This window comes from Aquirufa esocilacus, assembly GCF_042715595.1.
Lineage (GTDB): Bacteria > Bacteroidota > Bacteroidia > Cytophagales > Spirosomataceae > Aquirufa > Aquirufa esocilacus.
The window spans coordinates 476,398-491,379 of record NZ_JBBKXX010000002.1 but is presented as its reverse complement, the minus strand read 5'-3'; the positions used below and the strand labels follow the sequence as shown (position 1 = coordinate 491,379).

Here is a 14,982-nt window from a genome sequence, read left to right as displayed (position 1 = left end):
CGAAGGACGACTAAACGACGCAGTCGTGACTAAGGCGCTTCGCGCCGACCACCGAGTTAAACGAAAAAACCCTCCAGCCAGCAGCCAAAGGGTTTCAAAACTCCGTGTTCTAAATTATCGTATGACTTCGAACTCTGCGAGATCAAAAAAGATCTCTTCCGAAGCCTCAAAGCGAGACCATCGCTGATTAAATGCATCCATAGTCTCCACACCACCTAAAAGCGAAACCGATTCTCCCGTCTTTAAAGTCAGTTCAATGAAAACAGACCCTTTCTTCTCGACTACGTCGAAACGCTGAATATTCGCCCGATTAACAAACTTAAACGTGCAACCGTTATCCGTACAGTATTTTAATCGTATTGATTTCATCGTAAAAGAGAAATAACAATCAAAACTACATTACCGCAAAATCACTCTTTGTCAAAAATCCTGCCAAGCACAGTTTTTGGACTAAATAAATCTTATTTCCAAATATGCACCTCCACACGGCGATTCAACTGCAGATCCGTCTTCGAAGCCGGCACTAACTCAGAGAACGCCTCGCCTTTAAAGCGATTTACAGAAACTCCGCGCTGCATCAAGTAGCGGCGAACAGACGCCACACGACGCTCGGCTAAACCGGTGTTATATTGCTCGGTCTGACGGTAATCCGTGTGACCTTGAAGCTTCACATTCACAAACGGGTATTCCTTCAACAACTCAATTATGCGGTTTAATTTACGCGCATTCATCGGCCCTATCCACGACTTATCCGTGCGGAAATACACGACGGTATCAAACAAAGAATCGAGGTTGACTTCGCGACGCGGCGCCACCTCTGCCACAACAGGAGCAGGAGCCGGAGCCACCGGAGGACAACCTTTCAACTCCATCAAGCCAGCCACCACCGGACAATCGTCCAACGCATCGATCACCCCATCACCATCTTTATCAGACGGACAACCTTTATTTTCGCGCACCCCTTTCACCGTAGGGCAATCATCCTCAGAATCCAATACCCCATCGCCATCGGTATCTAAAGGAGCAGGCTCAGCCACAACCACCGCCTCAGCAATAGGTGAGTGACCCCACTCAAACACCAGCCCTAAAGTCGCACTAAAATTCGTCCCTCTATGATTCAGTGGATCTAGTTTACCTGACACAAAAAACGGGAATCCCACCTGTGTGAGACCGCGCAAAAGCCAGTGATCCGCCACCTTATAATCCACACCAGCGGCGATGGATCCTGCGAAATCCACATCGCGGTAGGTTTGGTTATAATTATTATCGAAAACGGCATCCCCCGCAAACTGCCCGAACGGTTTCAGGCGAAACTTATCCCTATCGCGTAGGTAATAACGAAGACCCAAACCCGCGGAAGCATAGCGATCACGCGACCCATTAAGACCGAATAATAAGGTCCCAAAAACGTCCACATTCGGCTTCGTTTCGCGGGCATATTGCAACCCTAATTCGGTATAATTAACTAAGAAATCACGGCGCGATGGCAATTCCTGCATCCAGCGATTCGTGCCCCCTAACAGCAGCGCCATGCTGTGGCGCGGGGTGTATTTGATGTCTTCCACGGTGCTTTGCTGAGCAAAAGCAGAGAAACTTAATAGGATAAAAAATAGCTTCTTCATTATTTCGGACGATTTAAAATAGACAGGCGAATCGCGATTTCGTGCGTCTGGTTACTCACTTTGCTTAGGCCGGAAATGGGCATTTCGTAGATGTAGCCGAGGTAGATTTTGGGGTTTGCTTGCATCCCAAAACGAAGACCATAACTATCCTTATGTCGATAGGCCAAACCCGCATCAAATGCCTTTCCTACCCGAGCCATCAAATTCACGTCCCAGCTGAGTGGAACGTCCTGCGCGGCACGCGCCATAAAGGAGGGTGAAAACGACAATTGATCGTTCACGCGCACCGTCGTTCCCGCATTGATATACAAATACGTCACGTCCTTGTAGGCTCCAGAAAACCCGCCAAAATCATAGCTCAACACCCGCGGCATCGATAAACTCGCAAAGAATCCGCCCTTGTGATTAAAGCGCACGCCCCAACCCGTATTTCCTTTCAATCCTGAGCCTTTATTCGTCGCTAATATCGGATCATTCGGGTCCACCACTTGGATGCCGTCATAGTCCAAATAAACGCTCGATACGCCCAAGCGAATCCCGCCAGCCATACTCCACTCCGGATTAAACTGCACGTGGTAGGCTAAATCCCCCGCCATCGTCGAAACGCGCAAAGGTCCCGCCTGATCTGCGAGCAACAAGAAGCCTCCGCCTATTTTGGGTTTGTATTGAAAGTTCGCGGTCATAGCCAACGTCCGCGGCGCACCCTGAATCCCTAACCATTGCTGGCGGTCCATCACCACGATTTCGCCGCGGTGCCCATCTTCCATCGTTCCTGCGTAAGCGGGGGATGAAATAATGGGGTTAATGCGGTACATCGAATACATGGTTTCGATTTGGGCTTTTGAGCTCAATGCAACCAGCAAAAACAAAATCAGTATATAACTCTTTTTCATTAGTTCGAAGATCTATCTAAGTACACATAATTGCCTAGGTTTGGTCTAGCGCCAAAGAAGTCAAGGATGTAATAATACGTTCCATCCGGCAACTGGCTATCTGTAGCAAGCGCGCCAAAAGCATTGTCCGTTTGACCTGACCAATTGTTTTGGTAATTACCCGTCGAGAACACGATGTTACCCCAACGGTTGTAAATCGTCAAGCGATTTTCGATGTTCAATCCTGGCAATCCACGGAAAATCAAGGTGTCATTTTTACCATCCCCATTAGGCGTGATGGCCTGTGGCGCGATCATATCCGGCACCGGTAATACGGTAATGTGCAAGGTCGCCTGCGTACATTTTCCATCCGCACTGCACACCGAGTAAATGATGTCCACTGGTCCTACATAACCCGCCGCTGGCGTGAACGTATACGCACCCGATGGACTCAAGCTGAAGATTCCTTTGGCCGGATCCACGTTCGTCACCACCGTCGCCGTTAAGGCGCTGCCCGTCGAACTCTTATCGTTTCCTAACACGTTTCCGCTCACTAAACCTCCCTGCGTCGTCGCGAAGTCATCTGAGGCCAGCAAGTTTTTCGAAGCCGAAGCTCCCACCGTGTAGTACACTTTCGCGGTCTTGCAAAGTGCCGGTTGGCTGTTATCGCAGACCGTGTACGTTAACACATCTGTGCCCACAAATCCTGGCGCTGGCGTGTACGTGATTGTTCCGTCCGCATTGACTTTCGCGGTTCCATTCAGTGGTGCGTTGGTGATCGCCAAAGTACTATACACCAGCACTCCTCCCACATTCGCCGCCTGGTCATTCGCTAACACATTCGTCGTTACTTGAGATCCTGCTGCCACTGAAACCACGTCCGCATTTGCGATTGGAGGATTCGTGATCGCATTCGGATCGCTCACCGTGATGACTAATGGAACGAGAGGACAGTTGGTCGTTTGAGCTTTGGCACAAACTGGAACCAAATACTCATACGTTCCCGGCGTCGTCGAACTGAAAATATACGTACCATCCGGATTCATCTGCAGACTCGCACCGCTAATCGAAGCTGGCTGGCCATAGGTCGATCCCGCTGGCACGACGTCATTCGTCGCCGCGCTACCGTTCACCGGAATCCCGATCAAGGTCGCGTTAAAGTCAGGCGTGATCACTGGCGCCGGATTCACGACCAGGTGAAGCGTCGCTTTCGCACACACATTGCTCGCAGAACATACCGTGTAAACCACATCAACCGGACCTGAGAAACCTGGCGCCGGCGTGAACGTATACGTCCCGTCTGCCTTAAATACGAGCGTACCCTCCGCAGCTGAAACTCCACTAACAATCGTCGCCGTCAAGGTCTCCCCTGCCGTATTTCCGTCATTCGCTAGCACAGATCCCGTTACCGGAGATCCCGCTGGCGTGCTGTTATAATCATCCGTCGCAAAAGTTTTTGAAGGTTCCGCTACCGGTTGAATCGTGTAAACGACTTTCGCCGTCGAGCAAAGTGCCGGTGTCGAATTATCACAAATCTTGTACGTGATTTCATCCACTCCGGTGAAGCCTGCTTTTGGTGTATAAGTAATCGTTCCATCCGAGTTCACTACGGCTGTTCCGTTCGCTCCGTTGGTTACGATTGCGAGACTAGCAGGGTTCAGACTCGCCGCAGGATTTGCCGCATTGTCATTCGCTAAGACTTTCGTCGTCACAGATGATCCCGCATTCACCGTCGCCACATCCGTATTCGCGACCGGACTGTTGCTATCTTTTAACGGATCGCTGACCGTAATCACGAGTGGAACCGTAGGGCAGTTCGACGTTTGGCCCGTAGGACAAGCTGGAACTAGATATGTGTAAACACCCGGAATCGTCGCCGTGAAGCTGTACGATCCGTTCGCATTGACCGTAATCGTCGCCCCCGATTGTTGCGCTGGCTGACCATAAGTCGCACCTGGCGCATCGTTCGTCGATACATTACCGCTCACCGGCACATTGATGTTCGTCGCGTCGATGTCTGGATTCGTGGTAGGTGCCAAATAAGGGACCACCGGTGGCACAACCGGTGGCACTACTGGATCCGTCACCGTAATCACCAAAGTCTCCGTAGGACAATTGCTTGTCTGACCCGGTGCACAGACTGGAATTGTATACGTATACGTTCCTGCTTTTGTCGCTGTGAACGTATAGGTACCGTCCGCATTTACGGTAATTGTTGCACCTGTTATGGCAGCTGGTTGACCGAAGGTCGTGCCGGCTGGATTGCTGTCGTTCGTAGCGATATTTCCTGTTTTAGGAACGTTTGCGAAGGCAGTCGCCGCGTCGTTTGTGACTTGCGGCGATGTCACCGTTATCACTAACGTCTCCGTCGGACAATTGCTCGTCTGACCCGGTGCACATACTGGAATCGTATACGTGTAAGTTCCGGCAGCTGTCGCTGTGAAGCTATACGTTCCGTCCGCATTCACTGTGATTGTCGCACCCGTTATGGCCGCTGGTTGACCGAAGGTCGTGCCCGCTGGGTTGCTATCATTCGTTGCGATGTTTCCGGTTTTAGGAACGTTCGCGAAAGCCGTAGCCGCGTCGTCCACTGGGCCTGGCGCCGTCACCGTTATCACTAACGTTTCCGTAGGACAATTGCTTTTCTGACCCGGCGCACATACAGGTATCGTGTAGGTATACGTTCCTGCGGCTGTCGCAGTGAAACTATACGTACCGTCTGCATTCACTGTGATTGTCGCACCTGTTATTGCGGCTGGTTGACCGAAAGTCGTGCCAGTTGGGTTGCTGTCGTTCGTAGCGATGTTTCCGGTTTTAGGAACGTTTGCAAAAGCCGTAGCAGCGTCATCAACTGGGCCTGGCGCCGTCACCGTTATCACTAACGTTTCCGTAGGACAATTGCTCGTCTGACCTGGTGCACATACTGGAATCGTATACGTGTAAGTTCCTGCAGCTGTTGCGGTGAAGCTATACGTACCGTCAGGATTTACCGTGATCGTCGCACCCGTTATGGCAGCTGGTTGACCGAAGGTCGTGCCGGCTGGGTTGCTGTCGTTCGTAGATACATTTCCTGTTTTAGGAACATTCGCGAAAGCAGTCACAGCGTCGTCCACTGGGCCTGGCGCCGTCACAGTTATCACTAACGTTTCCGTAGGACAATTCACTGTCTGACCCGGTGCACAAACTGGTATCGTGTAAGTATACGTTCCGGCAGTAGTAGCTGTGAAACTAAACGTTCCATCTGCATTCACCGTGATTGTCGCACCTGTTATGGCAGCTGGTTGACCGTAGGTAGATCCTGCAGGGTTCGTGTCATTCGTAGACAAATCACCCGTCTTAGCCACGTTAGCAAACGCACTCGCTAAGTCATCCACTAGCGAAGGAGCAGTTACCGTTATCACCAAAGTCTCCGTAGGACAATTGCTCGTCTGACCTGGTGCACATACTGGAATTGTATACGTATACGTTCCGGCAGCTGTCGCTGTGAACGTGTAGGTTCCGCTTGCGTCTACTACAATCGTTGCACCCGTTAAGGCAGCTGGCTGACCGTAGGTCGTGCCCGCTGGCACAGTTTCATTCGTCGAAAGATTCCCCGTTTTAGGAACATTGGCAAAGGCCGTCGTGACGTCATTTACAAGGGCGGGCACTGGATCCACTAAAATGTGAAGCGTTGCTTTCGTACAAACCACTGGACTGCCTCCGCAGGCTTCATAAACAATGTCCACAGGACCACTAAATCCTGGCGCTGCCGTAAAGGTATAGTTGCCTGCAGCGTTCATTGTAAAGGTACCTTGTGCACTACTAGGCCCACTAATGAGGTTGGCTGTCAGCGATGCTCCGGCACCGTTTAAGTCATTACTTAAGACGTTTCCTGTCACACTTGTAGATCCATCTGTGCTACCACGCAGGATAGCAAAATCGTCTACCGCTCCCGTACTTACTAACACACCAGCTGGTTCGATGGTGAAGTAGGCGGTGGCGCTTTGGCATTGTGATGGTACGTTCGTATCGCAAATGCGGTACACTAAACTATCTACACCTACGAAGAACGGTGATGGAGTATAGGTGATGGTTCCATTGCTACTAACGACTACCGTTCCGTGACCCGGTGCTGTGGAAATAACAAGCGAAGCTGCATCAATTGATTTGCCTAAATCGCCTGCCTTATCATTCGCGAGTATGGCTACCGTGGCAGAACCACCCTGCTCTAAGATCGCAAAGTCATTATTTGCTGCCGGCTTATCCACCGCCAGAGGGTCTAGGACCGTAATTTCTAAAGGCGTTTGTGGACAATTCGATGTTTGAGCAGGACCACAAACCGGAATATAATACACATATTTTCCTGGGGTGGTCGACGTAAAGGTATACGTTCCAGTGGCAGCATTCATCACGAGTGTAGCCCCCGCTAAAGCAGCTGGCTGACCGTAAGTGGTGCCCGTAGGAACGGTATCGTTTGTCTTCACGTTTCCTGAAACAGGTACATTTACATTCGTAACATTGAAGTCCGATTTACCATAGTTATCTACATCGCGGTAATCTGGAATTCCGTCGCGATCTGAGTCTAATAAAGTCGACCCGGTTCCTTTTTCAATTGCATCTGATTTGCCATCGCCGTCTGAATCTAGATCTAAATAATCTGGCGTTCCGTCGAGATCAGTGTCTACTGGAGTCGCCCCGTTTGGACCTTTTTCAACTGCGTCTGTAATGCCGTCGCCGTCTGAATCTAGGTCACGGTAATTAGGGACGCCATCGCCATCCCTATCCAATGCACCCTCGACGCTATCAGGAATGCCGTCGTTATCAGAATCGAGGTCGCGGTAATCCGGCACACCATCTCCATCGGTGTCGATAGGGCTATTTCCATTCAAGCCTTTTTCGATTGAATCAGAGATGCCATCGCCGTCAGAGTCCGTGTCTAAATAGTTAGGAATTAAATCTCCATCCGTATCCAATAAGGTACTACCTGTTCCTTTCTCGATATTGTCCGGAATGCTGTCGCCGTCTGAGTCGATGTCGCGGTAATTCGGGATACCATCGTTATCGGTATCCGTTGTACCTTCGACACGATCTGGAATACCATCATTATCTGAATCCAAATCTTTATAATCTGGAGTTCCGTCCCCATCCGTATCTAAAATAGCCGTGCCCGTTCCTTTTTCTGCGCTGTCTGGAATGCCATCGCCATCTGAGTCTAGGTCGCGGTAATTCGGAATGCCATCGCCATCCGTATCTACTGTACCCTCTAGGCTATCTGGGATGCCATCACCGTCGCTATCGAGATCGTATGGATCTGGAAGGGTGGTGCCATCGGTGTTTGGCGGAGTTAAACCCCCATTCGTCGAGCTAGGAACCCCATTTGCATCTACTGTTCCATCAACCTTACCATCTCCATCGACATCGGTTCCATTGGATTCCCGTACGTCACTGATTCCATCATTATCTGAATCTGGATCCAAACGATTCGGTATTCCATCGCTATCCGTATCACAGTCTGGTGCAGTAGGAGAGCAAACGCCTGCCTCCACCGTGTCTAATAGACCATCGTTATCGTTATCTGCATCATCAATATCATATACGCCATCGCCGTCTGTATCTACTGGACAACCATTTAAATTTGCCAAACCTACCAATAGCGGACATTGATCTACTCTATCTAGGACGCCATCTCCATCAGAATCTAGGTCTAAATAGTTAGGTGTTCCATCTCCGTCAAAATCGGTCTCTCCTTCAGAGCGATCTGACTTGTTATCTCCATCTGAATCTAGATCTTTATAATTAGGGATACCGTCATTATCCGTGTCAGTAGGCGTACATGGTGCCGTTCCGGTACATCCTGCATCTTCCGTAGCGTCTAAAATTCCATCATTATCCGAATCCGTATCGCGGTAATTCGGAATACCATCGCCGTCCGTATCCACCGTGCCTTCGATTGCATCGGGGATACCATCGTTATCACTATCTACTTCTTTGTAATCTGGGATTCCATCGCTGTCTGTATCGAGTGGATTATTGCCGTCAATACCGCGCTCCACCGCATCTAAGATGCCGTCATCATCACTGTCTGTATCTAAATAGTTTGGTAATCCCGTTCCATCCGTATCATCTGGAGTAGCTCCATTCGCCCCTTTCTCTACACTGTCAGGGATTCCGTCCCCATCACTATCTAAATCTTTGTGATTTGGAATGCCGTCGCCATCCGTATCTGTAGGTGTACAAGTGGTGGATGCCACAGCACAACCAGCATCTTCCACATTATCAGGAATACCATCCCCGTCGGTATCCGTATCTAAATAATCTGGAGTGCCATCACTATCTGTATCCACAGGTGATGTTGTTGTACCCTTCTCAAGGGTATCAGGAATATTGTCTCCATCACTATCGATATCTAAATAGTTTGGAATACCATCATTATCTGTGTCTGTAGGTGTACATGGTGCCGTACCGATACATCCTGCGTCTTCCACGGTATCTAAAATTCCATCCCCATCGCTATCGGTATCTACATAATCTGGCTTCCCATCGTTATCTGAATCGACCGGCGTACTACCTGATCCTTTTTCAACAGCATCTGGAATGCCATCGCCATCACTATCCAAATCTCTGAAGTTAGGCACACCATCGCCGTCCGTATCTGTAGGCGTACATGGTGCTGTACCTGTGCAACCCGCATCTTCCACACTGTCTAAAATACCGTCGCCATCTGAATCCAGATCTAAATAATCCGGCGTACCATCTGAATCCGTATCCACGGTACCTTCGACCGCATCTGGAATGCCGTCGGCATCACTATCTGCATCTAAGTAATTAGGAATGTTATCGCCGTCTGAGTCTAATAAGGTAATGCCCGTTCCTTTCTCCACGCTGTCTAAAATACCATCCCCATCACTGTCTACATCTCTATAGTTAGGCGTGCCATCGTTATCAGAATCCGTCGTTCCTTCGGTCGCATCCGGGATACCATCGCCATCCGAATCTAGATCTCTAAAGTCTGGAGTTCCGTCATTGTCTGTATCCACTACCGCAGTTCCGGTTCCTTTTTCAATCGCATCACTAATGCCGTCGCCGTCAGAATCTAAGTCTAAATAATCCGGGATATTGTCGTTATCTGTATCTGCCAAAGTCGTTCCAGTTCCCTTCTCGATCGAATCTAAAATTCCATCGCCATCACTGTCCGTGTCGTAAGGATTCGAATTACCTGTTCCGTCCGTATTAGGAGGTGTCAATCCGCCTGAAGCAGAAGCTGGAACGCCATTGCTATCTACGGCTCCATCGGCCTTGCCATCCTTGTCAGCATCGGTTCCGCCAGCTTCGATGACATCTGAAATACCATCCCCATCACTATCCGTGTCAAGGATATTTGGAATGCCATCTCCATCGGTATCACAGTTTGCTGCCGAAGGCGAGCAAGCCGCTGCCTCTACCGTATCCAAGATGCCGTCGTTGTCGTCATCTGAATCGTCTACATCTGCAAGACCATCTCCGTCGCTATCTGGAGGACAACCGTTCGTGCTGCCTAGACCATCCACTAATGGACAAACGTCCACGGCATCTAATACGCCATCGCCATCTGAATCTAAGTCTCTAAAGTTAGGAGTGCCATCGCCGTCCGTATCAACATTACCTTCGGATTGATCTGATTTTCCGTCTCCGTCCGAGTCTAAATCACGGTAATCTGGGGTGCCATCATTATCTGTATCTACAGGTGTTGCAGTAGGTCCTTTTTCAATTAAATCCGAGATCCCATCATTATCAGAATCCGTATCACGGAAATCAGGAGTACCGTCGCCGTCCGTATCTATTGGCGTCGCGTTAGGTCCTTTTTCAATCGCATCTGAAATGCCGTCTCCGTCAGAATCTAAGTCTAAGTAATCAGGAGTACCGTCGCCATCTGTATCGACAGGTGTCGCACCATTTGGTCCTTTCTCCATCGCATCTGAAATGCCATCGCCGTCAGAATCTAGGTCTCTAAAGTTAGGCGTTCCATCACCATCGGTATCCGTAGGTGTACAAGGAGCTGTACCCGTGCAACCCGCATCTTCGATTGCGTCTGGAATTCCATCGCCATCTGTATCTAAGTCTTTGTAATCCGGAGTTCCATCACCATCCGTGTCTACTGGAACGGAGCCTGGTCCTTTTTCAATGCTGTCAGGGATACCGTCGCCGTCACTATCTACATCTAAATAATTTGGTGTGCCGTCGCCGTCTGTGTCTACTGTTCCTTCCACTGCATCTAAAATGCCGTCGCCGTCACTGTCTAAGTCTCGGAAATTAGGTACGCCATCGCCGTCCGTATCCGTCGCCGTTTCTGCGCTGTCTAAAATTCCGTCATTGTCAGAATCCAGATCTTTGTAATCTGGTGTTCCATCGCCGTCTGTGTCGACAGGCGTCGCGGTAGGCCCTTTTTCAATAGCATCTGAAATGCCGTCGCCATCAGAATCCGTATCTAAATAATTAGGTGTTCCGTCTCCATCCGTATCCGTTGTTCCCTCGATCGCATCTGAGATGCCATCACCATCAGAATCTAGATCGATATAATTAGGTGTACCATCACCGTCTGTATCTGTCGCGCCTTCTATTGCATCTGTAATCCCGTCTCCATCAGAATCTAAATCTTTGTAATCCGGTGTGCCATCGCCGTCCGTATCAATGTTTCCTTCAATTGAATCTAAAATACCATCGGCATCACTATCCGTATCACGGTAATTAGGTACGCCATCGCCGTCCGTATCTATAATCCCTTCTATTGCATCTGGAATACCGTCACCATCTGAATCGAGGTCGCGGTAATCCGGCGTACCGTCGCCGTCCGTGTCGGTAGGCACACACGGCATAAATCCGATACATACTGCGTCTTCTGCACTATCTAAAATTCCGTCGCCATCACTATCCGTATCTAGATAATCTGGCGTGCCATCGTTATCTGTATCGCGTGGAGTGGATCCGGATCCTTTTTCTACTTCATCCGGAATACCATCCCCATCAGCATCAATCGGCGTAATCGTTAAACTCAAGGTCCCCGTACTCGTCGCCGTTCCATCTGAAACGGTATAAGTAACTAAAGGTGCAGCGCCTATATAATTCGTCGCAGGAGTGAATGTGAACGTTCCATCCGCATTCATTATAATCGTACCCACGCCGGTAATAATCGCAGTCGCCCCCGGCAAGTAATCAATGCCTGCAATCGTAAATTTCGTGAGGCTTAAAGCACTCACCTCTACATCTCGGTCGTTCGTTAATACATTATCTACAATAGGCGTATTTACTGGTGCAGATTTCGTATCATTTACCACAATAGGCGCATCATTTACGGCTGCCACCACAATGGTTAAATTCCCCGTAGTGTTTCCTCCTAAACCATCGCTAACTGTATATTCGATTAAAGGGGCAATGCCATTGTAATTTGCAGTAGGTGTAAACGTGTAGGTTCCGTTTGCGTTAATCGTAATCATTCCTACGCCTGGAATTGAAGCCGTCGAAGTGAAGGTGCCTGAAATTCCGGCAATCGTAAATTGCGTAATCGTTAACGGATTATTTTCAGGATCTGTATCATTGGTTAATAAGTTACCCGTTGCCACCGCGTCCTCTTGGATTTGAACGGATTCATTTACCACTACAGGCGGATCATTTACAGGAGTAACGGTGATGGCCAAAGTCCCGTTAGTCGTTCCCCCGTTTCCGTCACTTACCGCGTAAGTGATCACTGGCGGTGTGCCAGAATAACCGCGTACCGGCGTAAACGTAAACGTTCCATCCGCGTTCACAATCACGGTTCCTACATTCGGAATATCAACGATACTTCCGGCAGGATACGTTGCGGCAGTTGCTGTGCCTACACCTGCAATGGTGAATTGCGTGATCGATAAAGTATTGGATTCTACGTCCGTATCATTCGATAGTAAGTTGCCTGAAAGAGGCATATTTTCTAACGTGCTTAGCGTTTCATTCACGACTATTGGCGCATCATTCACCGGAGTAACCGTTAAATTAAAGTTCGCCGTATTAGTCGCCGTTCCATCAGAAACGGTATACGTAATCGTAGGAACAACGCCATTAAAATTCAAGAATGGCGTAAAGGTAAATTCGCCCGTGCTTAATGCCGTGATCGTTCCTTTGCCAGGGATTGTTGCTGTAGAAGTGAACGTGCCTGAAATACCCGCAATGGTAAATTGTGTTACACTTAAAACGGTTCCGCTACCATCTGGATCGGAATCGTTTGTTAATACATTTACCGTGACAGGCGTATCTTCTGGCGTGGTTTTATTATCATCGTTTACGGCGATAGGATTATCATTAACAGCCGTGACAGAAATTACTAAGTCTCCGCTATCAGTGCCCCCGTTACCATCGCTTATCGTATAAGATACTGTAGGAACGGTTCCATTGTAATTGGTAAATGGAGTAAACGTATAGGACCCATTTGCGTTTACCACAATCGTACCTACTCCGGTAATAATAGCTGTCGATCCGGCTGGATAGGTTTGGCCACCTACGGTAAATCCTACCACCGTTTTAGTATCTCCTCCGTTCGCATCCGTGTCGTTGCTTACTACATTTCCACTGACTGGAGTATCCTCAGGAGTTGTATTTACATCGTCCACCGCAACTGGCAAGGCATTCACCGGAGCTATGAAAATATCTAGTATAGCTGTGTCGGTAGAAGTTCCATCGCTTACCGTGTAAGTAATGTGAGGGACAGAGCCAGAATAATTCTGATCTGCAGTAAATGTATAATTACCACTTGCCGAAATTGTAACCCCTCCTTTGCCTGGAATTGCATAAATCGTTCCAAGTGGGAAAGGACCTGTTAAGCCTGCAATCGTATAGCCGGTTACCGTTAACGTAGTCCCCGCATCCACATCGGTGTCATTAGTTAAGACAGAACCCGTCGCAATGCCTCCTTGTAGCATAGACACAATATCATCCGTCGCTAAAGGCGCATCGTTCACGTTGTTCACTGTAATGCTTAGCGTACCCGTATCTGAACCGCCATTTCCATCACTAATTTTGTAATCAATGCCTGGAACAGAACCCGTATAACCAGCAGTAGGAGTGAAAGTGTAGCTTCCACTTGACGTTAATAAAATGGTTCCTACACCTGGAATAGAAACCGGACTTCCTGGGTTATAACTTACCGACCCTATTTTAAATTCAGTGATCGTTAAGGTATTCCCATCTACATCTGAATCGTCTGTTCCGTCTGTTAATACGTTTCCAGAAACAGGTGTATTTTCGTTCGTACTTATGATATCATCTACAGCCACCGGTGGATCATTCACTGGAGTTACGGTAATGTTTAATGCCCCTACATCCGTTCCGCCATTTGCATCTCGTGCCGTATATTCAATTAGTGGAACCGCACCATTGTAATTAGCTGTAGGTGTAAAGGTATATGTTCCATTCGTGTTAATAGTAATCGAACCTACTCCTGAAATCGAGGCTGTTTGGCCAGCTGTAAACGTGGTGCCATTTATGATAAAATTAGTTACCGTTAAAGTCGCTGCCGGTGTTCCCGATCCTTTATCATTGCTTAATACGTTACCCGATAATGGCGTGTCTTCTGCAACCGTTGCACTTTCGTCCACCACAATTGGCGTGTTGTCCATCAACAATCTTACTTCAGAACTTGTTACATTTCCACAGACAAAATTGGACTGAGCGATATTTAATCGGTATCGGTATCCTTTCATTGATAAAGGAACATTTGTAACCGTTAATGTTGCTGTATTAGTACCAGAATAGGGTGCAGAATTAGTAACATTGGTCCAAGTAGTTCCGCCATTTGTGCTCACTTGCCATTGGTAAGAGGTCGTTCCAGATCCAGTCGTTAATGCCGTGCTGAATACAGCATTTCCTCCTATATTAATCGATTGATCTGTAGGTTGAACAGTAATCGTACTAGCAGATCCTGCCGTAATGACGTTCGCACTTGTAGCAGTATAAGTCGCACCAGAAACCTTACCCGTGACGTCTACGGTTAGTGGACTATTGCCAAAATACTGGTTACCATCTGTCCCCTGCGCCGTTGTTAATCCGTAGGCTTCATTCGCATCAGAACAACCATCGCCGTCGGAGTCGAGGTCTAATTGATTTGGAATACCGTCGCCGTCTGTGTCACAAGCTAAATTTGAATCATCTAAAGAATTGCTAAATTCAGTTGCAGCAAATTGGAAACCATTGTCAACATCTACTGGCGACCAAGTCGTTGATCCATTAAGACTATATTGTACACTAGCTTGTTCAAAACTTCCATCATCTTGAATAGATAATGCCATTCTAACCCATTTCCCAGCATTGGCTGGACTTGTTATAAAAGCATTTCCTTGATAATAAGGTCCACCAGTTGCGTTGTATTTACCTTGAGAAACCAGTTTTAAGTCCGTACTATTTGTAGATACTAAAACACTCGTACTTCCTCCGCCGCCAGCAGCAGGAGTCGTTGAAGTAATTCGAGCTCCGTTGTGCGCTATATATAAAACAGCAGCATTCCA

General features: G+C 48.4%; 4 protein-coding genes (1 of these 4 only partly in view). All 4 read right to left on the bottom strand.

Annotation, left to right across the window (positions count from 1 at the left end; all coding sequences use genetic code 11):
- Positions 1-114 precede the first annotated feature (114 nt).
- A complete protein-coding gene (locus SKC37_RS07640) occupies positions 115-369 on the bottom strand; it encodes a hypothetical protein (protein WP_377980905.1) in 255 nt (84 codons plus the stop codon).
- A gap of 92 nt (positions 370-461) precedes the next feature.
- On the bottom strand, positions 462-1,622 hold the full coding sequence (locus SKC37_RS07635; RefSeq protein ID WP_377980904.1) for an OmpA family protein: 1,161 nt from the start codon (positions 1,620-1,622) through the stop codon (positions 462-464).
- Complete coding sequence (locus SKC37_RS07630) at positions 1,622-2,515, bottom strand: PorP/SprF family type IX secretion system membrane protein (RefSeq protein WP_377980903.1); 894 nt, start codon at positions 2,513-2,515, stop codon at positions 1,622-1,624. Before SKC37_RS07630 ends, SKC37_RS07635 begins: the two co-directional genes overlap by 1 nt.
- Positions 2,515-14,982: the 3' portion of a tandem-95 repeat protein gene (locus SKC37_RS07625; RefSeq protein WP_377980902.1), read on the bottom strand. The gene runs 16,494 nt beyond the window's last position; only the last 12,468 of its 28,962 coding nucleotides appear in the window; the start codon falls outside the window, past its right edge; the stop codon is at positions 2,515-2,517. The genes SKC37_RS07630 and SKC37_RS07625 overlap by 1 nt, the downstream gene beginning before the upstream one ends.